Origin of the sequence: Pantoea sp. IMH (assembly GCF_000599885.1) — a bacterium.
Taxonomy (GTDB): domain Bacteria; phylum Pseudomonadota; class Gammaproteobacteria; order Enterobacterales; family Enterobacteriaceae; genus Erwinia.
The window spans coordinates 82,641-106,299 of record NZ_JFGT01000005.1 but is presented as its reverse complement, the minus strand read 5'-3'; the positions used below and the strand labels follow the sequence as shown (position 1 = coordinate 106,299).

Annotated in this window: 25 protein-coding genes; 14 read left to right on the top strand and 11 right to left on the bottom strand. The window is 54.4% G+C overall.

Annotated features, from left to right (window positions below; genetic code table 11):
• Nucleotides 1-25 precede the first annotated feature (25 nt).
• The gene (locus EA20_RS0108665; RefSeq protein ID WP_024966448.1) at nucleotides 26-868 is read left to right on the top strand and encodes a 23S rRNA (adenine(2030)-N(6))-methyltransferase RlmJ; all 843 of its coding nucleotides are present in this window, start codon (nucleotides 26-28) and stop codon (nucleotides 866-868) included.
• A gap of 56 nt (nucleotides 869-924) precedes the next feature.
• Here EA20_RS0108665 and rnz read toward each other — a convergent pair whose 3' ends face one another.
• Entirely contained in the window at nucleotides 925-1,839 is a 915-nt protein-coding gene (gene rnz, locus EA20_RS0108660) for a ribonuclease Z (protein WP_024966447.1), read from the bottom strand.
• A 170-nt stretch (nucleotides 1,840-2,009) separates the two neighbouring features.
• Here rnz and gorA point away from each other — a divergent pair, with 170 nt between their 5' ends.
• Nucleotides 2,010-3,362 carry a glutathione-disulfide reductase gene (gorA, locus tag EA20_RS0108655; protein WP_024966446.1) on the top strand — a complete coding sequence of 451 codons (1,353 nt, stop codon included), beginning with the start codon at nucleotides 2,010-2,012 and terminating at the stop codon, nucleotides 3,360-3,362.
• A gap of 89 nt (nucleotides 3,363-3,451) precedes the next feature.
• On the opposite strand, the gene EA20_RS0108650 is transcribed toward gorA, so the two are convergent.
• Entirely contained in the window at nucleotides 3,452-3,859 is a 408-nt protein-coding gene (locus EA20_RS0108650; protein WP_024966445.1) for a helix-turn-helix domain-containing protein, read from the bottom strand.
• A gap of 103 nt (nucleotides 3,860-3,962) precedes the next feature.
• On the opposite strand from EA20_RS0108650, the gene gstA reads away from it, so the two are divergent.
• The 5 genes from gstA to EA20_RS0108625 all read left to right on the top strand — a co-directional run bounded on the left by gstA (nucleotide 3,963) and on the right by EA20_RS0108625 (nucleotide 8,868).
• On the top strand, nucleotides 3,963-4,562 hold the full coding sequence (gene gstA / locus EA20_RS0108645; RefSeq protein ID WP_024966444.1) for a glutathione transferase GstA: 600 nt from the start codon (nucleotides 3,963-3,965) through the stop codon (nucleotides 4,560-4,562).
• Between the two features lie 667 nt (nucleotides 4,563-5,229).
• Nucleotides 5,230-6,150, top strand: coding sequence for a siderophore ABC transporter substrate-binding protein (locus EA20_RS0108640; protein ID WP_369699791.1), 921 nt, complete (start codon nucleotides 5,230-5,232; stop codon nucleotides 6,148-6,150).
• 9 nt (nucleotides 6,151-6,159) lie between these two features.
• Complete coding sequence (locus tag EA20_RS0108635) at nucleotides 6,160-7,119, top strand: ABC transporter permease (RefSeq protein WP_024966442.1); 960 nt, start codon at nucleotides 6,160-6,162, stop codon at nucleotides 7,117-7,119.
• Entirely contained in the window at nucleotides 7,109-8,113 is a 1,005-nt protein-coding gene (locus tag EA20_RS0108630; RefSeq protein WP_024966441.1) for an iron chelate uptake ABC transporter family permease subunit, read from the top strand. Before EA20_RS0108635 ends, EA20_RS0108630 begins: the two co-directional genes overlap by 11 nt.
• Nucleotides 8,110-8,868: an ABC transporter ATP-binding protein gene (locus EA20_RS0108625; protein WP_024966440.1), complete on the top strand. Its 759-nt coding sequence runs from the start codon at nucleotides 8,110-8,112 to the stop codon at nucleotides 8,866-8,868. Before EA20_RS0108630 ends, EA20_RS0108625 begins: the two co-directional genes overlap by 4 nt.
• Nucleotides 8,869-9,135: 267 nt before the next feature.
• Here the strand turns inward: EA20_RS0108625 and EA20_RS0108620 are convergent, their stop codons facing one another.
• Complete coding sequence (locus EA20_RS0108620) at nucleotides 9,136-9,534, bottom strand: RidA family protein (RefSeq protein WP_024966439.1); 399 nt, start codon at nucleotides 9,532-9,534, stop codon at nucleotides 9,136-9,138.
• Between the two features lie 147 nt (nucleotides 9,535-9,681).
• Here EA20_RS0108620 and EA20_RS0108615 point away from each other — a divergent pair, with 147 nt between their 5' ends.
• The 3 genes from EA20_RS0108615 to EA20_RS0108600 all read left to right on the top strand — a co-directional run bounded on the left by EA20_RS0108615 (nucleotide 9,682) and on the right by EA20_RS0108600 (nucleotide 12,352).
• Nucleotides 9,682-10,269 (top strand): TetR/AcrR family transcriptional regulator, encoded by a 588-nt coding sequence (locus EA20_RS0108615; protein WP_024966438.1) that lies wholly within the window; start codon nucleotides 9,682-9,684, stop codon nucleotides 10,267-10,269.
• 748 nt (nucleotides 10,270-11,017) lie between these two features.
• On the top strand, nucleotides 11,018-11,701 hold the full coding sequence (locus EA20_RS0108605) for a LuxR family transcriptional regulator (protein ID WP_024966437.1): 684 nt from the start codon (nucleotides 11,018-11,020) through the stop codon (nucleotides 11,699-11,701).
• 6 nt (nucleotides 11,702-11,707) lie between these two features.
• On the top strand, nucleotides 11,708-12,352 hold the full coding sequence (locus tag EA20_RS0108600; RefSeq protein WP_024966436.1) for a PAS domain-containing protein: 645 nt from the start codon (nucleotides 11,708-11,710) through the stop codon (nucleotides 12,350-12,352).
• On the opposite strand, the gene EA20_RS0108595 is transcribed toward EA20_RS0108600, so the two are convergent.
• From EA20_RS0108595 to EA20_RS0108580, 4 genes are all read right to left on the bottom strand, one after another.
• Nucleotides 12,334-13,341, bottom strand: coding sequence for a GlxA family transcriptional regulator (locus EA20_RS0108595; protein ID WP_024966435.1), 1,008 nt, complete (start codon nucleotides 13,339-13,341; stop codon nucleotides 12,334-12,336). The genes EA20_RS0108600 and EA20_RS0108595 overlap by 19 nt on opposite strands.
• A gap of 28 nt (nucleotides 13,342-13,369) precedes the next feature.
• Nucleotides 13,370-14,146: an MBL fold metallo-hydrolase gene (locus EA20_RS0108590; RefSeq protein WP_024966434.1), complete on the bottom strand. Its 777-nt coding sequence runs from the start codon at nucleotides 14,144-14,146 to the stop codon at nucleotides 13,370-13,372.
• Between the two features lie 320 nt (nucleotides 14,147-14,466).
• Complete coding sequence (locus tag EA20_RS0108585; RefSeq protein ID WP_024966433.1) at nucleotides 14,467-14,823, bottom strand: MmcQ/YjbR family DNA-binding protein; 357 nt, start codon at nucleotides 14,821-14,823, stop codon at nucleotides 14,467-14,469.
• Nucleotides 14,824-15,148: 325 nt separating this feature from the next.
• Entirely contained in the window at nucleotides 15,149-15,481 is a 333-nt protein-coding gene (locus EA20_RS0108580; RefSeq protein ID WP_024966432.1) for a helix-turn-helix domain-containing protein, read from the bottom strand.
• A 223-nt stretch (nucleotides 15,482-15,704) separates the two neighbouring features.
• Here EA20_RS0108580 and EA20_RS0108575 point away from each other — a divergent pair, with 223 nt between their 5' ends.
• Together EA20_RS0108575 and EA20_RS0108570 are read left to right on the top strand one after the other, a co-directional pair.
• Nucleotides 15,705-16,604, top strand: a complete 900-nt coding sequence (locus tag EA20_RS0108575) for a LysR family transcriptional regulator (RefSeq protein WP_071995396.1) — start codon at nucleotides 15,705-15,707, stop codon at nucleotides 16,602-16,604.
• 177 nt (nucleotides 16,605-16,781) lie between these two features.
• On the top strand, nucleotides 16,782-17,924 hold the full coding sequence (locus EA20_RS0108570) for a GNAT family N-acetyltransferase (protein ID WP_024966430.1): 1,143 nt from the start codon (nucleotides 16,782-16,784) through the stop codon (nucleotides 17,922-17,924).
• Nucleotides 17,925-18,067: 143 nt separating this feature from the next.
• On the opposite strand, the gene EA20_RS0108565 is transcribed toward EA20_RS0108570, so the two are convergent.
• Both EA20_RS0108565 and EA20_RS0108560 read right to left on the bottom strand, forming a co-directional pair.
• Entirely contained in the window at nucleotides 18,068-19,426 is a 1,359-nt protein-coding gene (locus EA20_RS0108565; protein WP_024966429.1) for an MFS transporter, read from the bottom strand.
• Nucleotides 19,427-19,604: 178 nt separating this feature from the next.
• Complete coding sequence (locus EA20_RS0108560) at nucleotides 19,605-20,510, bottom strand: GntR family transcriptional regulator (protein WP_024966428.1); 906 nt, start codon at nucleotides 20,508-20,510, stop codon at nucleotides 19,605-19,607.
• Nucleotides 20,511-20,644: 134 nt separating this feature from the next.
• Between EA20_RS0108560 and EA20_RS0108555 the strand changes: the two genes are divergently transcribed.
• Entirely contained in the window at nucleotides 20,645-21,670 is a 1,026-nt protein-coding gene (locus tag EA20_RS0108555; RefSeq protein WP_038381563.1) for a zinc-binding alcohol dehydrogenase family protein, read from the top strand.
• Nucleotides 21,671-21,725: 55 nt separating this feature from the next.
• Here EA20_RS0108555 and EA20_RS0108550 read toward each other — a convergent pair whose 3' ends face one another.
• Nucleotides 21,726-22,121, bottom strand: a complete 396-nt coding sequence (locus tag EA20_RS0108550; RefSeq protein ID WP_024966426.1) for a hypothetical protein — start codon at nucleotides 22,119-22,121, stop codon at nucleotides 21,726-21,728.
• Nucleotides 22,122-22,328: 207 nt separating this feature from the next.
• Here EA20_RS0108550 and EA20_RS0108540 point away from each other — a divergent pair, with 207 nt between their 5' ends.
• On the top strand, nucleotides 22,329-22,583 hold the full coding sequence (locus tag EA20_RS0108540) for a hypothetical protein (RefSeq protein ID WP_024966425.1): 255 nt from the start codon (nucleotides 22,329-22,331) through the stop codon (nucleotides 22,581-22,583).
• 2 nt (nucleotides 22,584-22,585) lie between these two features.
• Here EA20_RS0108540 and EA20_RS0108535 read toward each other — a convergent pair whose 3' ends face one another.
• Nucleotides 22,586-23,569, bottom strand: a complete 984-nt coding sequence (locus EA20_RS0108535) for an alpha/beta fold hydrolase (RefSeq protein ID WP_038381614.1) — start codon at nucleotides 23,567-23,569, stop codon at nucleotides 22,586-22,588.
• Nucleotides 23,570-23,659: the final 90 nt, after the last annotated feature.

The following is a 23,659-nucleotide window of genomic DNA, read 5'->3' as shown; positions in this document are numbered from 1 at the left end:
TATAAATTCAACAGGATAGATAATAATGCTCAGCTACCGCCACAGTTTTCATGCTGGCAATCACGCCGACGTGCTCAAACATACCGTCCAGAGCCTGATCATCGAGGCGCTGATCGAGAAGGATAAACCGCTTCTCTATCTCGATACCCACGCCGGCGCGGGACGCTATCTGCTGAGCGGCGAGCACGCCGAGCGCACGGGTGAATATATGGAAGGCATCGCCCGTATCTGGCAGCAGGACGATCTGCCCGCTGAGCTGGAAAGCTACATTTCCTGCATCAACGCGCTGAACCCTAACGGCAAGCTGCGCTTCTATCCTGGTTCACCGCTGATCGCCCGTCACCTGCTGCGTCCATACGATCAGCTGAGCCTGACCGAACTGCATCCGAGCGATTATCCGATGCTGCGTACCGAGTTTTCGAAAGATGATCGCGCGCGCACCGAACGCAGTGATGGCTATCAGCAGCTGAAGTCAAAACTGCCGCCGCCGTCGCGCCGTGGACTGATCCTGATCGATCCGCCTTATGAAATTAAGTCGGACTACCAGGCCGTGGTGAAAGGGATTAAAGAAGGCTATAAGCGGTTTGGCACCGGCGTTTATGCGCTGTGGTATCCGGTTGTGCTGCGCCAGCAGATCAAACGCATGTTTGCCGAACTGGAAGCCTCCGGCATTCGCCGCATTCTGCAAATTGAGCTGGCGGTGCGTCCGGACAGCGATCGCTTCGGCATGACCGCGTCCGGCATGATAGTGATTAACCCGCCGTGGAAGCTGGAGCAGCAGATGAATAACGTGCTGCCGTGGCTGCACAAGCACCTGGTCCCGGCAGGCACTGGCCACACCAAAGTGAGCTGGATCGTGCCAGAGTAAGCTTCCCAAAAGAGGGGAAATTCTCCCCTCGCTCCCGCCGGGCCCTCCGAGGTTAGTTAAAGTCTGAACAGTGAAAAGTCGTGCGCCATCTCCGTTTCAGGAAAGATGGCACGGCACTCTTCCAGCAGCCGTGGCGTATCTTCCCGCAGATAACGCGAGCTGAGATGCGTCACAATCAGCTTCTTCGCGCCCGCTTCTCTGGCCGCCATTGCCGCCTGTACGGTGGATGAATGGCCACGTCCGTTAGCCTTCTCCTCCATGGCCGCTTCCAGCGTGGCTTCGTGCACCATCACGTCCACTCCTGCCGCCAGTTCACGGGATGCCGGCGTCGGGCTGGTGTCGCCAAATATCGCCAGCGTCACGCCTTTTACCGCCGGGCCGAGATAATCCCGGCCATTGACGACCCGCCCATCTTCCATCGTCACCGTTTCGCCCCGTTTCAGCTGCTGGAACAGTGCGCCAGGCTTAATGCCGTCAGCGAGCAGCCGGGCGGCGTCCAGCGGGCCAGGCTTATCATGCTCCTCAATGCGAAAGCCGTAACACTCCACAGGATGCGTCAGCGGAAACGCGGTGACGCGAAAATGATCATCATTGAGGATTTCGCCCGCCGTTATCTCAACGATCTCCAGCGGAAAAGTGAGCCAGGAACCGCTCAGGCTGAGGCTGGTTTCGATAAAGGTTCTGATGCCCTGGGGGCCATAAAGCGTGATGCCGTCCGTTACGCCGTTCATCGAACGGCTGGTCAGCAGCCCTGGCAGACCGAAAATATGGTCGCCGTGCAGGTGGGTGATAAAAATTTTCTCAATCTTGCCCGGTTTGACTTCCGATCGCAGGATCTGATGCTGAGTCCCTTCGCCACAGTCAAATAGCCAGCATCCGCTGCGGGCGCCCTGCAGGTTCAGCGCGATGCTGGTCACGTTGCGGCGGCGGCTGGGCGTTCCCGCGCCGGTACCTAAAAATAGCAGTTCCATGTGGTCTCTCAGTGGCGGTGAATGTGTGAAAACATGAGGCGACAAAACGGCTTATCGCCCAGTTTATCACGCCTGCCCTATCACAATCATAGACGCAAACTTTGCGGCAATTGGCCGAGTAGCGTTACACTCTACCGCAATCGTCTTTACTTACTTACGGAACTCTCCCGATGACCAAACATTATGACTATCTTGCCATTGGCGGCGGCAGCGGCGGTATCGCCTCCATTAACCGTGCAGCGATGTACGGTCAGAAATGCGCCCTGATCGAAGCGAAAGAGCTGGGCGGTACCTGCGTCAACGTCGGCTGCGTTCCTAAAAAAGTGATGTGGCACGCCGCACAGATCGCAGAAGCGATTCATATGTATGGCCCGGACTACGGCTTCGATACCACGGTGAACAACTTTGACTGGTCAACGCTGGTTAAAAACCGTACCGCCTATATCGATCGTATCCATAACTCCTACGACAACGTGCTGGGCAAAAATAACGTTGATGTGATCAAAGGCTACGCGCGCTTTGTTGATGCCCATACCGTAGAGGTCAACGGTGAGAAGATCACCGCCGATCATATCCTGATCGCGACAGGTGGCCGCCCAAGCCAGCCTTCTATTCCGGGCGCCGAGTACGGCATTAACTCTGACGGCTTCTTCGAACTGGATGCGCTGCCGAAGCGTACTGCGGTCGTCGGTGCGGGTTATATCGCGGTGGAAATCGCAGGCGTGGTTAACGCACTGGGATCGGAAACGCACCTGTTTGTCCGCCAGCATGCGCCGCTGCGCACCTTCGATCCGCTGATCGTGGAAACGCTGGTGGAAGTCATGAATAACGAAGGTCCGATGCTGCATACACATTCGGTGCCTAAAGCCGTGGTGAAAAATGCCGATGGCAGCCTGACGCTGCAGCTGGAGAACGGCAAAGAGCATACGGTGGACTGCCTGGTCTGGGCGATTGGCCGCCAGCCGGAGACGGACAACCTCAATCTGGCTGTCACTGGCGTGCAGCTGAACGAAAAAGGCTATATCAGCGTTGATAAGTTCCAGAACACCAACGTAGCCGGCATCTACGCCGTGGGCGATAATACCGGTGCGGTTGAGTTGACGCCGGTGGCGGTTGCCGCCGGTCGTCGCCTTTCCGAGCGCCTGTTCAACAACAAGCCAAATGAGCATCTGGATTACAGCAATGTGCCTACCGTGGTCTTCAGTCACCCGCCAATTGGTACCGTAGGTCTGAGCGAGCCGGAAGCGCTGGAAAAATATGGCACGGATGAAGTGAAGGTCTATAAATCCGCCTTTACCGCCATGTATACCGCCGTAACCCAGCACCGTCAGCCCTGCCGCATGAAGCTTGTGTGTGTGGGTGAAGATGAGAAGATTGTCGGTATTCACGGCATTGGTTACGGCATGGATGAGATGCTGCAAGGCTTCGCCGTGGCGCTGAAAATGGGCGCAACCAAGCGGGACTTTGACAATACGGTCGCGATTCACCCGACCGGCGCAGAAGAGTTTGTCACTATGCGCTGACAGCGACGCCTGCTGATGAAGGTATAACCTTTAAAACACGCGCCCGTGGCCATCCCGCCCCGGGCGCGTTTTCTTTTCTGCGGAAAGTATTACCGGGATGGTGGCGAGGCAGAAACGCGCTCAGAGATCGCCGCCTCGTAGCCCTGGGAAAGCACCACCGCGTTCTCCTCCACCCAGCGATCCAGCGCCTGAATATGCACGCTCAGCGAGGCGCCGGTGTCGGTCAGACGATAAACCACCCTCGGCGGCACTTCCGGATAAGCCTGCCGGTGGACCAGCCCATACTGCGCCAGACGGCGCAGCGTCTGTATCAGCATCTTTTCTGAAATGCCCTCCACCCGGCGGCGAAGCTCTGCCGTTCTGGCCGGACCTTGTGTAGCCAGAGAATGCATCAGCAGCAGCGCCCATTTATCCGCCAGCATGCCCAGTAATTGCCGGGCCGGGCAGGTTGCACTAAAGACGTTTGCCGCCAGTGCGTTGTTCTGTTGAGAATTCATTCGCTTCCAGAGATCTAAAACTTACCAAAAGGTAAGTACTTGCGTAAAAGTTCGAAGGGAATATGCTACGCCAGGTAACGATAATAATGAAAGGAGAATAACCATGAAGCTTTACTACGTACCTGGCGCCTGTTCCCTGACGCAACACATCATTCTGCACGAAGCGGGCATTGAGCATGAGCTGGTTAAAGTGGATCTGAAAACCCGTCAGACGGAGAAGGGTGAAAATTACCTGGATATCAACAGTAAGGGATACGTTCCCGCGCTGCAGCTCGACAGTGGCAAAGTGATGACAGAAGGCGTGGTGCTTTCCCAGTATCTTGCCGACCTTAAGCCTGAAGCCGGGCTGTTAGCCACTGAGGGAGAAGCACGTTATGAGACGCTCTCATGGCTGAGCTTTATCTCTACCGAGCTGCATAAAAATATGGGCGCGCTCTTTAATCCTGCCGTTAAGGGAGAATGGCAGGAGAACATCCTGGCCACGCTCAACAAGCGTCTCGAATGGCTGGCCGCCTCTTTAGGCACGAAAGAGACGCTGACCGGCACCTTCAGCGTTGCCGACGCTTACCTGTTTACGGTGCTGGGCTGGGCGCGAATCGTTGGCGTCAGCCTGGATGCCTGGCCCGATATTCAGCGCTATCAGGCCGCTATCGCCAAACGTCCTGCCGTTCAGGCCGCGATGAAAGCCGAAGGGCTGATCTGATCCCCTGATTGTGCCAGCGCGCCTGGGGTGAGTCAGCCCTGGGTGCGCATTACATCTTCTTTTCTGAAAAGCGATTATATGCCCGCACTCTTCGGCCATTCGATCAACTCCGCGTGGATCAGGTGCAACCAAACAGGGTTTAGGTTCATCGGCGTTGACTTTTAAAGGCGCTACAGAACGATCGCCTGCATCATTACGTCAGGCTTATATACCGGTCATTTCTGTTTCCTGTCCAACCCTCTTCTCATCCCTCAAAACAGGTTGTTAACGGCTGCATGCCAAAAAAGCAGGCTTAACGTGGAAAATGAGCCGTTTACTGAGCAGCACGCCTGAAAAGGCTGACGTTCTGAACAGAAACTTTTTTACTTATCGGCACGATCGCTTCCTCAGCCACATTCCCAACTCATCGCTATCTATTATATTTTTACAATACTTTCAAACAATTAACTCTATGCGCCGTCACGGAGCATGACGCATTTCTGATACGCCGATCGGCCATTTCTGCCGCTCTGCCCGCAAGTTGCGTAAAAGGGCTGTTTTTTTCCTGCTTCATTCGCGTATGATTGCAACAATTGGTAATACGAATGATTTGCATTCCATTGCTTAACGACTACGCCATCACTTTTCAGGAGAGAAAATGAAATTACGTCAGGCGATCGCCTCCATGATGATCACGGCTGGCCTGCTTGCCAGCGGCTGTATGACGGCATTTGCGGCAGAGGAACCGGCCACCCTCAAGATTGAGCATGCACAGGGAACCACCCGGGTTCCGCTGAATCCGAAGAAAGTGATTATCCTCAGCCCCGCCACGCTGGATAATGCGGATGCGCTGGGAATTCCGGTGGCTGGCGTGCCGCAGAACAGCACGCATCTGCCTGCGTTTTTAGCAAAATATCAGGGAAGCGAGTACCTCAACGCGGGTACGCTCTTTGAACCTGACTATGAAGCCCTGGCAACGGCGCAACCTGACCTGATCATCGCAGGTGGCCGCGCGCGCGACGCCTATGACAAGCTTAGCGAAATCGCACCGACTATCTCCCTGGACGTGGATCCACAGCACTTCGTTGACAGCCTGTCGCACCGCACTGAGCAGCTGGCTGCCATTTTCAGTAAACAGGCCGAAGCGAAAGCACTGCTTGAGGCTTTCAACGCTAAAATTGCGGCGATTAAGGCAAAGTCTGCTGGCGCCGGTACGGCGATGGTGATCATGGTGAACGGCGGAAAAATGTCCGCTTATACGCCAGGCTCCCGTTTCGGTTTCATCTTTGACGCGCTGGGCTTTGAGCCGGCAACCAGCTTCAAGCAGACGGGACGTCACGGTAACGTGGTCTCATCAGAGTTTGTACTGCAAACTAATCCTGAATGGCTTTTTGTATTAGATCGCGATAATGCTATTGGCCGCAAAGAGGGCCAGTCCGCTGAGCAGGTTCTGGATAACCCGCTTATCCGCAAGACCAACGCCTGGCAGCACAAGCATATCGTCTACCTCGATTCCGGCTCGCTGTATATCGCTGGCGGCCTGCAAAGCTATACCCAGCTGATGGATAAAATCAGTGCGACGCTGGATCAGGCAAAGCAGGGACAATAAGCGCGCGTAATGAAAAGTCTCGGTTTTGTAACAGGCCTGGCAGCCCTGCTGGGCCTGATGATATGGAGCCTCTTTGTGGGCGCGGGTCAGATGACCCTGCGGGGCGTGTGGATCGATGCGGATATGCGCGACATTTTCCTGATCAGTCGCGTTCCCCGCACGCTGGCACTATTGCTGGCCGGTAGCGCCATGAGCGTGGCCGGCCTGATTATGCAGATGCTGACGCAAAACCGCTTCGTCGAACCTTCTATTGCGGGCACCACCCAGTCGGCCAGCCTTGGCCTGCTGCTGGTAATGATTTTTAATCCCGCCGCCTCAGTCCTGCTCAAAATGGGGGTCGCCACGCTGTTTGCGATGGGCGGCACGGCGCTGTTTATGCTGCTGCTCCAGCGGATGCGCATCAAGTCGCCGCTGATGGTACCGCTGACCGGCATTATGCTGGGGGCGATCATCAGCTCGGTGACCACCTTTCTGGCGATGGAATTTGATCTGCTGCAGTCGCTGGGCGGCTGGGAATCCGGTGATTTCTCCGGTGTCTTGCAGGGCCGCTATGAGCTGTTATGGATTGTCGGCGCGCTGACGCTTGTCGCGATGCTGATTGCCGATCGCTTCACCGTGGCGGGAATGGGTAAAGACTTTTCCGTGAATATCGGCCTTAACTATCAGTATATCCTGCTGGCGGGACTGGCCATTGTTTCAGTGATCGGCGGCGTGGTGGTAGTGGTCATTGGCGCCCTGCCTTTTCTTGGCCTGATCGTGCCGAACATTGTCAGTCTGGCGATGGGCGATAATCTGCGGCGTACCATTCCCTGGGTGGCGCTCTGTGGCGGCGGGCTGGTGGTCTTCTGCGATATCATTGGCCGCCTGATTGTCTATCCCTTTGAGATCCCGGCCAGCGTCATTTTAGGCGTTATTGGCGCGATAGTTTTTCTGTACTTACTGCTGAGGACGCAACGCCATGTCGGCTGACACTTCTTCAACGCCCCTGCCTGCGGTCCCGCTGAAATCCCCTCTCAGCGTACCGGCCAGACGCCTGCTGCTGCTGGCTGCCCTGGCGCTGCTTGCCGTCGTGCTGTTTATGACGCTGGGGCTTAAGGGCAACGTCCACTATATCCTGGTGCACCGCGGGCTGGTTCTCGCCACGATGCTGCTGGTGGCTTTCGCTTCCGGTGTCGCCACACTGCTTTTTCAGACCGTCACTCATAACCGCATTCTGACCCCTTCAATTATGGGGCTGGAAGCACTTTTTATTCTGATCCAGACCGGACTGATCTTCTTTGTTGATGCCGACGGCTTCAGGATGCCCGGCATCGTCGGAAAATTTTTGTGCGAAGCTCTGCTGCTGCTGCTGTTTTCGGTGGTGCTCTATCGCTGGCTGCTGGGCGGTGTGGGCGTTAATCTGCATCGTGTACTGCTGACCGGCCTGATTTTCGGCACCCTGTTTCGCAGCCTGTCAACGCTGCTGCAACGTCTGCTTTCACCGGGTGAGTTTGCCATTTTACAGGGACGCATTTTTGCCACCTTTACCCGCGCCGCGCCGGAGATTATCGCCGTCGCGGCGCTGATTGTGGCTGGCGTGGCGGTGCTGGTCTGGCGCATGCGGCACGAACTTGACGTGCTGGCGCTGGGACGGCACGCCGCGATCAATCTGGGCGTCGCTTATCAGCAAAAAGTGATTACTGTGCTGCTGCTGGTTTCGCTGCTGGTGGCAGTTTCAACGGCGCTTGTTGGGCCGCTCACCTTCCTCGGCCTGCTGGTCGCTAACCTTGCCTGGCAGATTATCGGCTCACACCGTCATCAATATCTTCTGCCAGGCGTGTTTCTGACCGCAGTCATTACGCTGGTCGGTGGGCAGCTCATCCTGGAGCGCATGCTGAATATGGCAGGCACGCTCTCCGTGGTGATTGAATTCACCGGGGGAGCGCTGTTTCTCTATCTGTTGATCAAAAAGGCCGCGTTGTGATTGAAATAAATGGAGTGATAAAGAAGTATCAGGAAACCACCGTCCTGAATCAGGTCAGCGAGACGATCCCACAGGGCGGCATCACCTCGATTATTGGCGCTAACGGCGCGGGCAAATCTACCCTGCTTTCGGTTATGAGCCGGCTCCTCACGCCCGATAGCGGCAGCGTAAGCGTTAACGGGCTGGATGTGGTAAAAACGCCGGGAAAAAAGCTGGCGACGGTGCTCTCCATCCTGCGCCAGGAGAACCATTTCACCAGCCGCCTGACGGTTTACGATCTGGTCAGCTTCGGGCGTTATCCTTATAACCAGGGCCGGTTGAGCGAAGCGGATCGCCACCCTATTGAAAATGCGATGGCCTTTCTCGATCTTCTGCCGTTACGGGATCGCTACCTCGACGAGCTCTCCGGCGGTCAGCGCCAGCGGGCTTTCGTGGCGATGGTGCTCTGCCAGGATACGCAATATGTGCTGCTTGATGAGCCGCTGAATAATCTGGATATCAAACACAGCGTGGCGATGATGAAACAGCTGCGCAGGGCGGCGGATGAGCTGAACAAAACCATCGTGCTGGTAATCCATGATATCAACTTCGCGTCCGCCTATTCTGACCATATTATCGCGATGAAAAACGGTGAAATTCTCTACCGGGGTGCGCCCGAAGCGATCATGACGCCGGAGAAGATTGAACATATTTTTGACACTCAGGTCGCCATCGAGAAAGTGAACGGCTGCTACGTCGCCGTTTATTACCGTTAACTGTCGCTGCGGTCTGCCCTCAGATGCGCACCAACCACCGGCGCTTTTGTGAGGGCGCCGCTGCATGACAGCGGCTGCAAACAATGCAGAACGCGGCGATTCTTTCGCAGAGATTGTTATCAGGCCCGGCAAACATACAGAAAAGGCTGATGGCTGAAGCCCCACCGGCGTAGATGGCGAGGCCCCGCGCTTTGCAGTACTGCCGGCGTTGCACCGGAAGATAAATCGGGGGCTGGCTGAGAGCTTGCTCAGGCTATCTCTTGTGCGCTATGCGGCTTCAGGTATGCGGGCAATCACTTTAATTTCAAAATCGAAACCGGCAAGCCAGTTTACCCCCACCGCCGTCCAGTTTGGATAAGGGGGATGCGTAAAGATTTCCTTCTTGACTGCCATAACCGTGGCGAACTGATTTTCCGGATCGGTATGAAACGTGGTGACATCAACGAGATCGTTTAACCCGCATCCTGCCGCCTCAAGCGTTGCCCGCAAGTTGTCAAAAGCGAGTCTGACCTGCGCGGCAAAATCAGGTTCCGGTGAACCATCTTGCCGGCTGCCAACCTGCCCTGAAACAAACAATAAATCGCCCGAGCGAATCGCCGCAGAGTAACCATGCTGTTCATACAACGCATGGCGTCCTGCGGGATAAATTGCTTCTTGTTTAATCATGACTGACCTCTTCTTGGTGGGATAACAGCAAGGGTGATAAAGTGCATAACTCATCTGATATACAGTGCGTATGTTAAATTAATACCACATACGCTCCGTATGTCAAAAAGAAATACGTTGCGTATACGAAAATGGAGAGAGGTTTTCATGGCAGTCAGACGTCGTGCTGAAATGATGGAAGAGAACCGGTTTAAGCTGATCGCTGCGGCACGAAAGGCCTTTGCAGAAAAGGGATACGCCGCTTCATCAATGGATGAACTGACGGCCAGCGCTGGCCTGACGCGTGGCGCGCTCTACCATAATTTTGGCGATAAGCGCGGGCTGCTGGCCGCCGTTGTGGCGCAGCTTGACGGTGAAATGGCGCAGCGGGCGAAAGAGATAGCCAGTAAGGCCGAAGAGGGCTGGGAACGCTTTGTGGCCTCAGGGAGTGCCTATATCAGAATGGCACTTGAACCCGAAGTGCAGCGTATCGTATTGCTGGACGGGCCAGCTTTTCTTGGCGACCCCTCAAGCTGGCCGAGCCAGAATGCCTGTCTTGAAGAGACCCGCCGCGCGGTGGCTGAAATGATCGGTAAAGGCATTCTGAAACCGGTCGATGTGGAAGCGGCAGCCCGTTTGCTTAATGGCGCAGCGCTGAACGCCGCATTGTGGGTGGCGGCCGCCGACGATCCCGATGAAAGGCTGCCAAAAGCGACAGAAACATTTGAGCTAATGGCTGAAGGGCTGCGTCTTTAAAAACGTATCACGTTTGCCGCTTTCGCCCGCCTGTTTCCGACACGCAGCGCAGCATTCGCTGCTGGTACTATCCTGGCAAAAAGGTATCCGCCACTTCGCCAGCAGGAACTTACCCGCTGCGTGGTGGCAATACTTTCTGCGTGAAAATGCCTGTCTTCCTGCATTCGCGCAACAACAGACGATACCGGAAATAATGAGTAACAACGTAATGATGTGATTAACTTCAAAACATCAACTTCACTTTAATGGGATAAAAAGGCTTATTGCTTATTCGATAGCTTAACGCGTTTACTATTATGGCTCACTGATCCGACTGGCTATCCTCTGGATTACCGTTTTGTCAGATAAAATCTCTATTTGGAATAGCTAATAAGTTCTGCCCATGCAGCACGGATGTCGCTGCCAGAGGCAAATATCAGGCCGGTTCTTTTGCTTTAACGGGGTGCTGGCGTCAGATTGCTGTTCTGTATGTGATTGATGCTCAGCGCCTGAATCGAAGGGTAATCTGGGTCAGCGTCAGGTTTCGCGTTCGCCTGGCTGGCGCAAAGTCTGTTATCACCAGTATTGCGCATCATGCTGCTGAAAGGCCCCTATAGCCTGAGGCCATAGGGGCCATTATTCTCTTTTTTATAGTGTTACCTGGTGTTGGCCTTCAGGATCCTTTTTATGCCTTTTCGCAGCGCGGCAAAAGGGTGAATGAATGTAAGGTACTTTTTATGTAGGGTTAAATCAAAACAGGAGCAGTGAAATGAAAGGAAATTTAATCCCTGAAAAATTAATCAACATGTTCGAAAAAGACAAGGTTGTTGGATGGGCGATTAAAGATACCCAGTCAAATTTTGTCTATGTCAATGAAGCGCTAAAAATCTGGCAAACCATTTCACCTGATTACAATTATGAAGGGCGTAACATCAGAGATGTCCCCGTTCCCGTTGCTGAGTTTGCCGATCTGTTTGCCGAACAGGAAAGGTACGTTGAGAGTACCGGGAAGGCGGTCAGAGCGATAACCACTCACATTCAGGGTAAAGAGAAGATAATGCAGCCCGCGTATAACATCCAGGAACCTTTATTTGATGAAAATAATGTGTGCATAGGGACAGTTATCAGCGTCAGGCACGTTAAGATCATTACTCCCACCGCCTTACTGAGCGGAAAGATAAACCAGCACGCCACCTTTCAGGCACCTTCAGATTTTTTTACCGAAAAAGAATGGGAGGTCGTCTATCTGCTCCAGTGCAACCTCAGCCTTAAGGAGATCGGCAACGTTCTCGGGATTACGCTTGATGCCGTTAATGGCCGACTGAGAAGCTGCTACAGGAAAACCCATATCAATTCGGCAGCCTCCCTGATTGAATTCTGTGAAAGTCAAAACTTTGATAATTATATCCCACTGTTTTTTCTGAAAAAGGGTCATATTATTATTTCCGGGTAAGCAGAAATGAAATTTTACTTTGAAAAATCGTTATTCGGCTGGGCCATAAAAGATGAAAACTCCAGGTATATTTATGGCAATGATTTAGCCTGTCACTATTTTAGGGTCAAAAGAAAAACGTTGGCGGGTCGTACGGATGCGGATCTTATTCCTGCTTCAACGAACGCATGTAAATATATATTACAGGATGACAGGAAAATCCTTTCCAGCCATGAAATGAGTGTTGTCCTGAAGATCTTTGATTACGGCGGCAGGGGAAAACTTAACGCCTACTGGGTGGAAAAACGCCCCTGGACATTGCCGGACAACTCCCCGGCGATTATTTGTAACTACATTGAACTGACCAACGTTTATCTTTCCACATTCCTGAATCCTCAGGAGAGAAGACCGCTTGTTTTTACGAAACCTTCTTCCTTGTTTACCGATCGCGAGTGGGAAGTAATTCTCCTGTTACTGTGTGGGGTAAAACGAAAGGCGATTGCGTCCACGCTGGGGATCAGCGGCCTGACGCTAAGAAACAGGATCGCCCGCTGCTGTGAAAAGACCGGGGCGGTGAATCAGTCCGTCCTGACCGGGCAGTGTTTCGCTAACGGCTGGGATAACTATGTTCCGCCGTTTTTCCTGCAGCAGGGCTACGTCACTCTCTCATGATGGGCTGAAAGCGGGCTTAACGACGGTGATTCAGCCGGGCGTTGACCACGGAAGGTTTTCCGCCATTCAGCAGGGCTGACGCCCAGCTTCTGCCGGAACAGCTGGCGGAAAGTGATGGCTGAATGGAAACCGGCCAGCTCAGCAACCTGTTCGATGGGCAATGCGGTGGTTTCAAGCAGTTCCTGGCTGCGGTGAAGACGCTCTGCGGTGAGCCACTCTTTGATCGACATGCCGGTCGCCTTCAGAAAATGCCGGGTCAGCGTTCTGCGGCTCATGGAAACTTTCGCGGCCAGTGAGTCTATATCGTGGTTCTGCTGCGGATGACGTCTCAGATAGTCCAGCAGCGCATTGATCCGGCTGTCGGTGGTGCTATGCGGCACCGGATGCTCAATGTACTGGGCCTGTCCGCCCTCACGGTGCGGCGGCGTAACCATTCTTCTGGCAACCTGGTTTGCCACGCTGCCACCAAAGCGCTGACGGATAACATAAAGACAGCAGTCAAGCGCGGCAGCAGTGCCGGCCGAGGTAATGATCCCGTCGTCCTCCACATAGAGGACGTTGATATCAAGCTGAACGTCCGGGAACAGCCGCTGAAAATCCTTTTCAAACTCCCAGTGCGTGGCTGCCCGGTGCCCATCCAGCAGGCCAGCGTAGGCCAGCACAAAAGTGCCAAGACAGAGTCCGACGATCGTGGCGCCCTTTTCCCTGGCCGCCACCAGCGCCTCAAGTAAGGAAGAGGAGGGTTTGTCGTGGATTTTTTCCCAAAACGGCACGATCACAATATCAGCCGTTGCCAGCGCCTCAAAGCCGTACCCCGCATTAACCGCCGTACCTTCTTTTGACCAGACCAGTCCCGGCGCCTCCGCACAGATCAGCTGTGTGAAGAGCGGCTTGTCGGTAACCGTGTCGCCGAACAGGATCAGCGGCACGGAAAAGTGAAACGTGCTGAACCCTTCGGTAGCCACTATTGCCACTCTGTTTCCGGACATACGCCCCCCTTCTCCATGCCAGTAAAAATCAGAAAGTCACCGTTTCACCATCGGCCGGTGCGCTGACCAGACCGTCGATCTGATTGTCCTGAGCATACGCCAGTATCTCTTTGCGGGTAACCAGGCAATGGTTTACCGCTTCCATATGCGTCGTAACAATCTGCGCTTCCGGCAGGATCATATGGGTTTTCAAAATATCCTCTTTACCAAAAATAATCGGACCATAGCCCAGCACGTGCGCCCAGCCCGTATTCAGGATCACCACGCCGGGCGTATATTTCCGCATCGCTTCCGCAACGCCCGGGATCCAGATGGAGTCTCCGGCCAGATAGAGCGTTTTTTCAGCAGGATGACGGAAAACAAGGCCACTGGAATCACCGAGCATGGCAGCCAGTTCAGGATTAGCGTAGGCCTCATCTGAACCGTGCTGGCAGTCTGTTTTGATCAGTTCGATTTCACCAAAGGTCGTGCCGTCAGACAGGATCTGAAGCTGGGTAAAGCCCTGAGAATGCAGCAGCTGTCTGTCGCTTTCGTTCTGAACGTAGATCAGTTTATCTTTAGGGATCTGCGCGACCGCCGCGTCATCCCAGTGATCGAGATGGGTATGGGTAACGATAATGGCATCCACATCAAGCAACGTTGCGACGTCAACCGGCAGCTCGACCATGGGGTTACGAAGTTCAGACCGGGCGGTGCCTTCAAATCCCGGATAAGCACCTTTTTTACCCAGCATCGGATCGATCAGAAATTTTTTACCTGCAAAGGTAATTACCTGGGTCGCATTACGAACCTGCATAATTTTCATTGTTCTACTCCTTCATCATTAACACAGCGCCCTTATGGCCCGTTCATATAATTATGATGGAATCAGGCTGAGCGACCATTGTCCTGAAGGTCAGTTAACGATGAGTTTGGGTCAATTTGCGGTCATAGCCGCCGTGAACCCCCGCACCGGATAAGGAGGTTAAGGTGACCTGCTGCTGAAACTAAAAATAAAGGGAAAACGGCAGGATGAAAAATAGCTGCTTGTTGACCCACATGGCGTTCTGTAAAGATGCCGTTTCAGCGCCCGCATACAGAATGGGGAAAGTGATTTATCGCGCCAGACCCGTAATATGCCGGTTTTCAGCGCGAGGTCAGTTCATAACTGTCAGAGAGAAGATCGTGTATTTCTTCAGGAGATAACGGACCTGAGAGTAAAATGCTTACCCAGTGCTCTTTATTCATATGGTAGCCAGGCAAGATACCCGCCTTTTTCCGCAATGAGCCGATATATTCTGGCCTGACCTTAACTTCCAGTACGTCAACTTCCTCATCGGACTGAAGGCCGAGTTTAGTACCAGTCACGTTCATAACGATGCCAAACCACTTTTTACCCTTGTGGTGCCGAAACACGGCATAGCCCGGAAGGTTATGCCATAAATACTCCGGTTCAGATTGATAGTGCTTATGTACATAGTTGAACAACGTTTCTCTTTGCATAATGGCCTTACAATCAAGACGCTCCCAGGCTGACGGCTATTCTTTCAGAACAACCAGATTCCGCATAATGTGCTCGTATAGCTGGCAGGGAGAAAGCTCAAATTTACAGGTTCGCTCACTATTTTTTCAGCGCACAAAGCGCATTAACCGAAAGCGCTAAGGGCCGTTTCCGGCATATTCCCCCGCCATCGCCCTAAACAGCAAGACCTTCAGGAGAGGCGCTGATTCGTCAAAAGAAGGGTCGGGAAAAGATTTCTGATAAGCGGGTAAAGGGCGACAAGGGTGATAGGTTCAGCAATGATTACGCCTACCGGCTTATCGTTGTTCAGCCGATCTCACGATGCTGGTTACGATAATCTTTCGGCGTTACGTTAAAATGCTTCTTAAAAACCCGCTGAAAACACTGCTGCGAGGAGAAGCCTAAATCGGTTGATATGGTCATAATCGTTTTATGTGAACTGACCAGACATCTGGCTGCTTCATCCAGCCTGCGGCGGCGGATAAAGGTACCCAGCGTGATACCTTTCTGTTCTTTAAAGACGCGTTGCAGGTGCCATTTTGAGTAACCCGACCGGGCTGCCACATCCTCGATCTGTAAACCATCATCCAGATGTTCTTCGATCCAGTCGGTTAAAACATCAACAATTTCACCTTTCACTTACTTTTCTCCTCCGACAGGCACGCTGCATATCTCGCCTGCCTTCCCCGCCAGGGAATGCGATTAAACAGGTAATTATTTGATTTTTATATTAATTAAAATAAATTCAGCCAGTTAAAAGCCCTGACTGATTATCGTGGCGTGGATGGTATAAAGAAGCGTAACATAGTTCAAATAGATAATTTAAATCTCTGTCTATAGATGTTCTCTATAAAGGTGGGCAATGCTGGATCTTAACCTGGTGCGTGTATTTACGGCCATCTACGAAACGCGCAGCGTCAGCGGCGCAGCCGACCGTCTGTTTATCACACAGCCTTCGGCCAGTTATGCCCTGGCCCGCCTGCGCACCGAAACCAACGACGAGCTGTTTAAGCGCAGCCGCAAAGGAATGGAGCCGACGCCAACGGCGATTCAGCTCTATTCTGTCTTTAAAAAGTCCCTTACCGGTATCGAGAAGGCCGTGGCGGAAACGCGCACCTTCTCACCTGGCACGTCACGGCACAAATTCCGGCTGGCGTTATCTGATCTGGGCGAATTACTGCTGCTGCCGAAGCTGATTATGCATTTACGCCAGGTGGCGCCGGGTATCCAGTTAGAGGTGCTGCCGGTGGATATGCACCGGCTCGACGAATGGCTCCTTACTGGCCGTATTGATGCCGCCGTCTGTAGCCGTAACGAATCGGTTTCCTCCGCCCAGCGTGAACTGATGCTCTATGAACGTTATGTCTGCCTGCTCAATGTTAATCATCCCCGCATCGCCGACGCATTATCGCTGGAAACGTACTTACAGGAGCAGCACGTTGTGGTCTCCGCCACCAGCGGTCACCATATTGTCGAGGATCGTCTTAAAGAGTTTGGGCTTGAACGGGAGATTGCTGTGGAAGTCCCGCACTTCGCCGCGCTGGGTGAGATAATCGCGTCCAGCGAATTGCTGGTCACGCTGCCCTCAAGCGCGGCCAGAATTTATGCCCGACGCGGTAATGGCCGCGTGCTGGAACTGCCTTTTCAGGTATCAAACCAGGAAGTGTTTCTCTACGGGCATACCGAGATCGGTGATATCACTGCCAAAAGCTGGTTTTATAACGTGCTGAAAGTCGCTGGCCCGCAAATGTTTGCGCCCTGAACCGCTTTTTCGCTAAACGGGCTTAGGGTAGAGCCTAAGGTGCGGGCAGACACCGGATGAACATCAGATGCGGTAAGGCGAGAAGGCGTTGATCTTCGCTGCGAAAACCGTCAACTTAACCTTTCCTCATTTATCCGTCAGGGCCTTGTCCTGGCTGTTTTAAACTGGAGTTTACCCGTGTCGCTGACCCTTCTGACGCAGTTGGCCGATATCCCCGCCCGTCAGTGGGATGCGCTTATCCCGGACGGTGGCTCTTTTACCCGTCACGCGTTTCTCAGCACGCTGGAAGAGAGCGGCTGCCTCGGCCAGGGAACGGGCTGGCAGCCGGAACATCTTCTCTGGACTGAGGAAGGCAACGTGCTGGCCGCCATGCCCGGCTACCGGAAAAGTCATTCGCGGGGAGAGTACGTATTCGATTTTGCCTGGGCGGAGGCCTGCCAGCGTGCCGGCCTGCCCTATTATCCCAAATGGCTGGCGGCAGTTCCCTTCAGTCCGGTGACCGGCGCCCGCCTGCTCGGCAGCGCGGAGGCAGGGAAAAAGCTCCTGGCGGCGCTTCCCGGTTTCCTCCAGCAGCGCGGCCTGCTCAGCGCCCATATCAATTTCAGCGATCTTCACGCCCGTAACCTGCTCAGCGGGGAGGCGCACTGGCTTCCCCGCCTGGGGTGCCAGTATCACTGGCATAATCCCGGCTACCGGGATTTCCAGGATTTTCTCGACACGCTGATGTCACGCAAGCGCAAGCAGATCCGCAAGGAACGTGAGCTGGTTGCCCGCCAGGGCTTTGCGTTTGAATGGCTGAACGGCGAGCAGCTCAGCGAGGCCCACTGGGATTTCGTCTATGCCTGCTACGCCAACACCTATGCCGTTCGCGGGCAGCGGCCTTATCTCACCCGCCGTTTCTTCAGCCTGCTGGCGGAAAAGATGCCGGAAGCGATCCGCGTGGTACTCGCCACGCAGCACGGCATGGCTGTGGCAATGGCCTTCAGCCTGGTTGACGGCACGACACTCTATGGCCGCTACTGGGGCTGTCTGGAAGAGTTTAACCGGCTGCACTTTGAAACCTGTTTCTATCAGGGGATGGATTACGCTATTGCCAACGGACTGACGCGATTTGACGCCGGAGCCCAGGGTGAGCATAAGCTGATACGCGGCTTTGAGCCGGTTATCACCGAGTCCTGGCACTACCTTCGGCATGAAGGGCTGCATGAGGCCGTTGCGCACTTTTTACAGCAGGAACGTGAAGGCGTAATCGCCTGGGCGGAAGAGGCCCGCACCGCCCTGCCTTATCGCCAGGGTGATGCAGGCGGTGAGCCGTTATGACGCTGAAGTGAAGGGCTGCACGAAGTTGTTGCACGCTTTTACAGCAGGCGCGTGAAAGCGTAATGGCCGCGCCATACAGGGTGCTCTCCGCGACCAGCAGCCACATCCGTCTGAACCGCGAGGCCTGGCAGCCTCGCTGGCTTCTACTCCACCGCATCCACAATCGGATCGCGGACGATAAACAGATAAGACATCGCGCCAACTACCGTTACGCACGCACACAGGCTCAGCGCCATGCTGAAAGAGCCGGTTTTGTCGAGGATCCAGCCTGTAAGTACTGGCGCAAACGAGGCAAAAACAAAGCTGGCAAAGTTCTGAATGCTGCCCACGGAAGCGGTCATCCGTGAGGTCACGTTTACGTGAATTAATCCCCAGCAGGAAGTACCGGCGAAATGGATACAGAACAGAGCCATGCCAATCAGCAGCACTGCCATTGACGTGCTGGTCGCCTGCACAACCACGGCAGTAAAGGCCGCCGAGAAAAGCATCCCCGCCACGATACAGATTTTACGGGTTTTCACTGGCTGCATGCCGCGACGCACCAGCGCATCCACCACATAGCCGTTTAGCAGCATGCCGGCGGCGCCAAACAGAAACGGAATGGCGGTCAGCCAGCCGGTTGCTTTCAGATCGAGATGATAGGTTGATTGCAGATAACCCGGCAGCCAGGCGAGATAGAGCCAGGCGGTATAGTTGATGCCGCTGAAACCGATCATCATGCCCCACATGGTGCGGTTTCTGAACAGCCCGCGCCACTCCTTCATCGTCATCGGCTCTTTGCGTGCGCTGACGCTGCCCGCTTCCAGATAATTTATCTCCGCTTTATTCAGCAGACTGTTATCCCGGTTGCGGTAGAGCATATACCAGCCTATCGAGAGGAAAATGCCCAGGACGCCGATAGTCACGAACATCCCGCGCCAGCCCATTGATATCATCATGGCTGCCAGGATCGGCGGGCTGATCGCCAGACCGATCATCGACGCCGCGTTAAAAAAGCCCATCGGCATACCGCGTTCTTTGATATTGAACCAGTCATTAATGACTTTGACACCGCATGGATTCATCGGCGCTTCGCCTATCCCGAGGCCGATACGGACGAGGATAAACTGCGTAAAGTTCTGCACCAGCCCCGACAGGGCCTGAAAGCAGGACCAGACAAACATGCCGATCCCCAACATAATGCGTGGCCCTTTGCGATCCAAGAGCGTACCGCAGGGCAGCTGGGCAATCCCGTAGGCGAGCGAGAAAGCGGAGAGCAGCAGGCCGATTTCGGTGGCGCTCAGCCCCATATCGCCGCGAATGGTCATATTCGCCACGGAAAGCGAACTGCGATCCAGATAGTTGATAATGGCCGCCAGAAACAGCAGGAGCATGGCGGTGGTCTGAATACGTTTAATACGTGCTGAGCGCACCAGCTTACCGCGTGCGGGAACGATATCAGGCGTACGGCCGCGCTCGTCGATATCGCTGCCAGCGCCGGTGGCAATCGGGCTGTTGTCCATAAGGCATCTCCCAGGTCTCAGGTTTCATATCTGTCCACGCAGGACGGTGAAAATCGCCCGGAGAGAGTAAATGCAATGTTAAATATTTGTAGTTATCACGCTCCTGTTTCGTGCAGTAACCTGCGTTTTGCGGTTTTTTAATGGTTCTTTATCCCTGCCTGCCGGATAACGGGCACGATCAGTCACTGTACTGCCGGATCGAGCGGATCATCGATTGCCTGGCGGTCGAGAGATGACGGTGAAGCTCGCAGTGGGCCTCCACATCATTACGGCTGATGATGGCGGTGAGCATCGCCATATGCTCTTCCAGCGCCACGATATTACGCTGTTTGAGGTCGCTCTCATCCCACTGATAGTGCAAATGAAAGATCACCGAAATAATTTCCAGCGACTGGTCGATAAAAGGATTATCCGCCGCAGAAAGGATCAGCTGATGCAGCTCCCTGTCCAGCTGCGCAAACATCCGGTAACTGCTGGCGATCGTATCCCGCATTTCACGGTGGCGGCTCAGCAAATCACGGGCTTTGATCCAGCGTTCGTCACCGGCAGGCAAATTAAGAAAACGGTTAAGCGCGTGGATTTCCAGCATCTCGCGCAGCTCAAACAGCTTTTCCGCGTAGCGCCGGTCAAATTTTTTCATCAGCCAGTGTCCACGCCGGACGCTTTCCGTCAGGTTATAGCGGCTAAAGCGCAGTAAAAACTCCCTGACGACCAGCGGCCTGACGCCGACCTGCTGCGCCAGTTGCAGTTCAGAAAAGCTGTCGCCCGCGCAAAGCGTCCGCTGGTTAATCATCTGAAAGAAGGCCTGTTCAAACTGGCGCGCCTGCTGTTCCATCGAGGCACTGATCGCATCAAACCCATCTTCCTGACGGGGCTGGCGAACGATCAGATACTGCTGATCGACCTTCTCCAGAATGCCTTTCTCATGAAGATGAACCAGGATATGCCGGATGGTGGTGCGGCTGACGTTAAACATTTCAGCCAGTGCCGCCTGCGGAGGTAAAGGGGAAGGAATATGCTGGTGGGTGATACCTTCCAGCATCTGATTCACGACGTTATGTCGAAGGTTTTGCGTTCGGCTCATGGTCGCTCCCGGTTTTTATTCATTAAAAACCAGTTCTGTCCCAGGAAAGTCGCTGTCAGTCACATTTTCGCAACATCAGGCTGCGCTGTGCTGCCGTTCTGCGCCATAACTCGGGCAGACAACGGAGAAAGCTTATGACGATGATGACCACGCTGGTCTGCCAGCAGCCCAGAGTAATGCAGTACCAGCAGCGTGCCGTGCCCGTGCCCGGCGCTGGTGAAGCGCTGATAAAAATCATCGCTGCCGGCATTTGCGGCACGGATATTCATGCCTGGGCGGGCAATCAGCCCTTTTTCAGCTATCCCCGCGTGCTGGGGCATGAACTGTGCGGTGAAATTGTGGTGGCGGGCAGTGACAGCGGGGATTTCCGGGTGGGCCAGCGCGTCGCAGTGGTTCCCTATCTCTCCTGCGGCCTCTGTCCGGCCTGTACGGGCGGAAAAACCAACTGCTGCGAACGTATCTCGGTGATCGGCGTTCATCAGGATGGCGGCTTCTGCGACTATCTGAACGTACCTTTCTCCAATCTGCTTAATGTGGAAGCCGTTGAGGCGGAGGCGGCAGCGCTGATCGAGCCTTTCGCCATCAGCGCCCATGCCGTTCGTCGCGCCGCCCTGAAACCCGGCGACAGCCTGCTGGTCACCGGGGCCGGACCGATAGGCCTTGGCGTGGCAGCGGTTGCCCGCGCCGCTGGCGTCCGGGTGGTGATGGCGGATACCAGTTCGTTTCGGCGCGAACACGTCGCCGCCAGGCTGGAACTTCCGGCGCTGGATGCAGCCGCAGATGATTTTGGAGAGCAGCTACGTGCCCATTTTCAGGGCGCTCTGCCCGAGTCCGTCATTGATGCAACCGGTAATCCCGCTGCCATGAATAACAGCGTCAACCTGGTGGCACACGGCGGCAGCCTCGTCTTTGTCGGATTACATAAAGGCGATATCCAGATACCGGACAGCGAGTTTCATAAAAAAGAGATCACGCTGATGGGCAGCCGCAACGCCACACGCACGGATTTTTTAAAGGTGGCGCAGCTTATGGCCGAAAAGCGGATCGACGCTGGCATGATGCTCAACCACACCTTCACATTCAGCGAACTGGCTGACGTATTTGAAGAACAGGTCATCAACAACCGGCAGCTGATCAAAGGCGTTGTCAGATTTAGCTAATCGCGGCTTGCTTTCCCGATAATGACAAAACGCACAACCGGGAAAGCGGCTGGCCTCAGGTCGTCAATAAGGTATGCAGCGTCTGGAGATCGCGCGCTACCCAGTCAATGTCCTGCCTGAATTTCTCGTCGGAGACGAGCGGCTGACGGAACAGGGTGATCAGCACCTCAGCGCCTTCCTGATTGCCCACCACGCGCATCGGCACATAAATTTCTCTGCCAGAGCCCGTATCAATATAGTGATCCATCACCCCGAAAGGATTGTGATCGGTGAAGCGGATTTTCAGCGAGCCTTCGGGACCAGCCGCTTTCCAGTGATGTCCCTCCTGAACCAGAGGGGCCTGACTCAGGCCCGATGCCCAGTTGGGAAAATAATCCGGTTTCCAGATTGTTTCATACAGATCAACCCAGTTACGTGGGATGGTCAGACTGACTGTCTGCGAAGGGAGCATGGGACCTCCTGAGCGGTTAAGGTCACTGGATTTAACCATCCGGCAGGCGAAAGCGAAAGGAAAGAACGTCGGTTATCCGCCGGGAAACAGCGCAAAAGCGGACATTTACGTCTTATTTATCAGCAATAATGGGAAATCATCATTCCTGCTGCGGTGAGTGACTATAATAAAGCGGGCAGCCGACCGCTCAGCCATCCGGAGTCAATCATGAAACTGAACCTCGTCCTTGCCGCAGTGAGCCTGATGTTTTCCAGCATCACCTTTGCACAAAACGTACAGCCTCTGATTTTCCAGCCAAAGCCGGATAACGTGCTTATCACACCCGCCGCCGCCCGCTGCGATGTCACGCGCTGTCAGAGTGACTGCTACGTGGCGAAAAGCCAGTGTGGCCGTAATGATGACAGCGGCTGTAGTGCCAAAGTGCAGGCCTGTCTGCAGGCCTGCACATCAAGTTGCCGCTAATCTCAGGACTTATTTAAATCCTCAATCAGCGTCTGGTTGAATTTTTCCGGCTCCTCCATCTGCGGGGCATGGCCCATACCGTCAAATTCAATCAGAGTCGCGTGTGGGATCAGTTCAGCGACCTGTTTGCCCAGCTCGTTATAGTTACCAATCTTCGCTTTTACCTCCGGCGAAGCGATATCGCTGCCGATGGCGGTCGTGTCTGAGGTGCCGATAAGTAACGTGGTGGGCATTTTCAGATACTTAAATTCATAGTAGACCGGCTGCGTAAATATCATGTCGTACTGCAAGGCGGAATTCCAGGCGACGATCTCCTTGCCCGGCCCGGCGTTCAGGCCAGCGAGCATGGTGACCCAGCGGTCATATTCCGGCTTCCAGCGCCCGTCGTAATAGGTTTTCTGTTCGTAGCTCTTGATGCTGGCGGCGGTGGTTTTCAGCTCACGCTGGTACCACTCGTCCACGCTACGCCAGGGAACCCCTTTCGCTTTCCAGTCCTCCAGCCCAATGGGATTAACCATCGCCAGCTTCTCTACTCCCTGTGGATACATCAGCGCATAGCGCGTGGCCAGCATGCCGCCGGTTGAGTGAGCCACCAGCGACACTTTGTCGATATTCAGACTGGCGAGCAGCTGGTGAGTATTCTGTGCCAGCTGATGGAAACTGTACTGATAATGCTGCGGCTTGGTTGAGGTACAGAATCCCACCTGATCGGGCGCAATAACCCGGTAGCCCGCCTCGCTCAGGGCATCAATCGTATCCTGCCAGGTCACGCCGCAAAAATTCTTGCCGTGCATCAGCACGGCGGTGCGGCCATTGGCGGTCCCTTTTGGCTTAACGTCGATGTAGCCCATCGTCAGGGACTGCTTTTGCGAAGTGAAGGTGAATTTCTGAATGGGATAAGGAAAATCAAAGCCCTGGAGTTCGGGACCATAGTGCGGCGTTGTCTCAGCGGCAGAGGCCCCAAAAGCGATCAGGGCACCCAGCATGGCCAGGCAGCGAAAGGGTTTTGGCACGATCTACTCCTTATAAAATTTATAAAGTTTCTGACTAATGCAAGGTGTTGTGATGCAGGTTTA

Excerpts from the sequence above, each read along its gene's own strand:
- gstA (WP_024966444.1), top strand. The coding sequence starts at position 3,963 with ATGAAGCTTTACTACGTACCTGGCGCCTGTTCCCTGACGCAACACATC.
- EA20_RS0108535 (WP_038381614.1), bottom strand. The coding sequence starts at position 23,569 with ATGCTGGGTGCCCTGATCGCTTTTGGGGCCTCTGCCGCTGAGACAACG.
- EA20_RS0108605 (WP_024966437.1), top strand. The coding sequence starts at position 11,018 with ATGAAAGGAAATTTAATCCCTGAAAAATTAATCAACATGTTCGAAAAA.
- EA20_RS0108565 (WP_024966429.1), bottom strand. The coding sequence starts at position 19,426 with ATGGACAACAGCCCGATTGCCACCGGCGCTGGCAGCGATATCGACGAG.
- rnz (WP_024966447.1), bottom strand. The coding sequence starts at position 1,839 with ATGGAACTGCTATTTTTAGGTACCGGCGCGGGAACGCCCAGCCGCCGC.
- EA20_RS0108600 (WP_024966436.1), top strand. The coding sequence starts at position 11,708 with ATGAAATTTTACTTTGAAAAATCGTTATTCGGCTGGGCCATAAAAGAT.
- EA20_RS0108640 (WP_369699791.1), top strand. The coding sequence starts at position 5,230 with ATGATCACGGCTGGCCTGCTTGCCAGCGGCTGTATGACGGCATTTGCG.
- EA20_RS0108575 (WP_071995396.1), top strand. The coding sequence starts at position 15,705 with ATGCTGGATCTTAACCTGGTGCGTGTATTTACGGCCATCTACGAAACG.
- EA20_RS0108665 (WP_024966448.1), top strand. The coding sequence starts at position 26 with ATGCTCAGCTACCGCCACAGTTTTCATGCTGGCAATCACGCCGACGTG.
- EA20_RS0108595 (WP_024966435.1), bottom strand. The coding sequence starts at position 13,341 with ATGTCCGGAAACAGAGTGGCAATAGTGGCTACCGAAGGGTTCAGCACG.
- EA20_RS0108555 (WP_038381563.1), top strand. The coding sequence starts at position 20,645 with ATGACGATGATGACCACGCTGGTCTGCCAGCAGCCCAGAGTAATGCAG.
- EA20_RS0108630 (WP_024966441.1), top strand. The coding sequence starts at position 7,109 with ATGTCGGCTGACACTTCTTCAACGCCCCTGCCTGCGGTCCCGCTGAAA.
- EA20_RS0108615 (WP_024966438.1), top strand. The coding sequence starts at position 9,682 with ATGGCAGTCAGACGTCGTGCTGAAATGATGGAAGAGAACCGGTTTAAG.
- EA20_RS0108650 (WP_024966445.1), bottom strand. The coding sequence starts at position 3,859 with ATGAATTCTCAACAGAACAACGCACTGGCGGCAAACGTCTTTAGTGCA.
- EA20_RS0108635 (WP_024966442.1), top strand. The coding sequence starts at position 6,160 with ATGAAAAGTCTCGGTTTTGTAACAGGCCTGGCAGCCCTGCTGGGCCTG.
- EA20_RS0108560 (WP_024966428.1), bottom strand. The coding sequence starts at position 20,510 with ATGAGCCGAACGCAAAACCTTCGACATAACGTCGTGAATCAGATGCTG.
- EA20_RS0108620 (WP_024966439.1), bottom strand. The coding sequence starts at position 9,534 with ATGATTAAACAAGAAGCAATTTATCCCGCAGGACGCCATGCGTTGTAT.
- EA20_RS0108550 (WP_024966426.1), bottom strand. The coding sequence starts at position 22,121 with ATGCTCCCTTCGCAGACAGTCAGTCTGACCATCCCACGTAACTGGGTT.
- EA20_RS0108590 (WP_024966434.1), bottom strand. The coding sequence starts at position 14,146 with ATGAAAATTATGCAGGTTCGTAATGCGACCCAGGTAATTACCTTTGCA.
- EA20_RS0108585 (WP_024966433.1), bottom strand. The coding sequence starts at position 14,823 with ATGCAAAGAGAAACGTTGTTCAACTATGTACATAAGCACTATCAATCT.
- gorA (WP_024966446.1), top strand. The coding sequence starts at position 2,010 with ATGACCAAACATTATGACTATCTTGCCATTGGCGGCGGCAGCGGCGGT.
- EA20_RS0108540 (WP_024966425.1), top strand. The coding sequence starts at position 22,329 with ATGAAACTGAACCTCGTCCTTGCCGCAGTGAGCCTGATGTTTTCCAGC.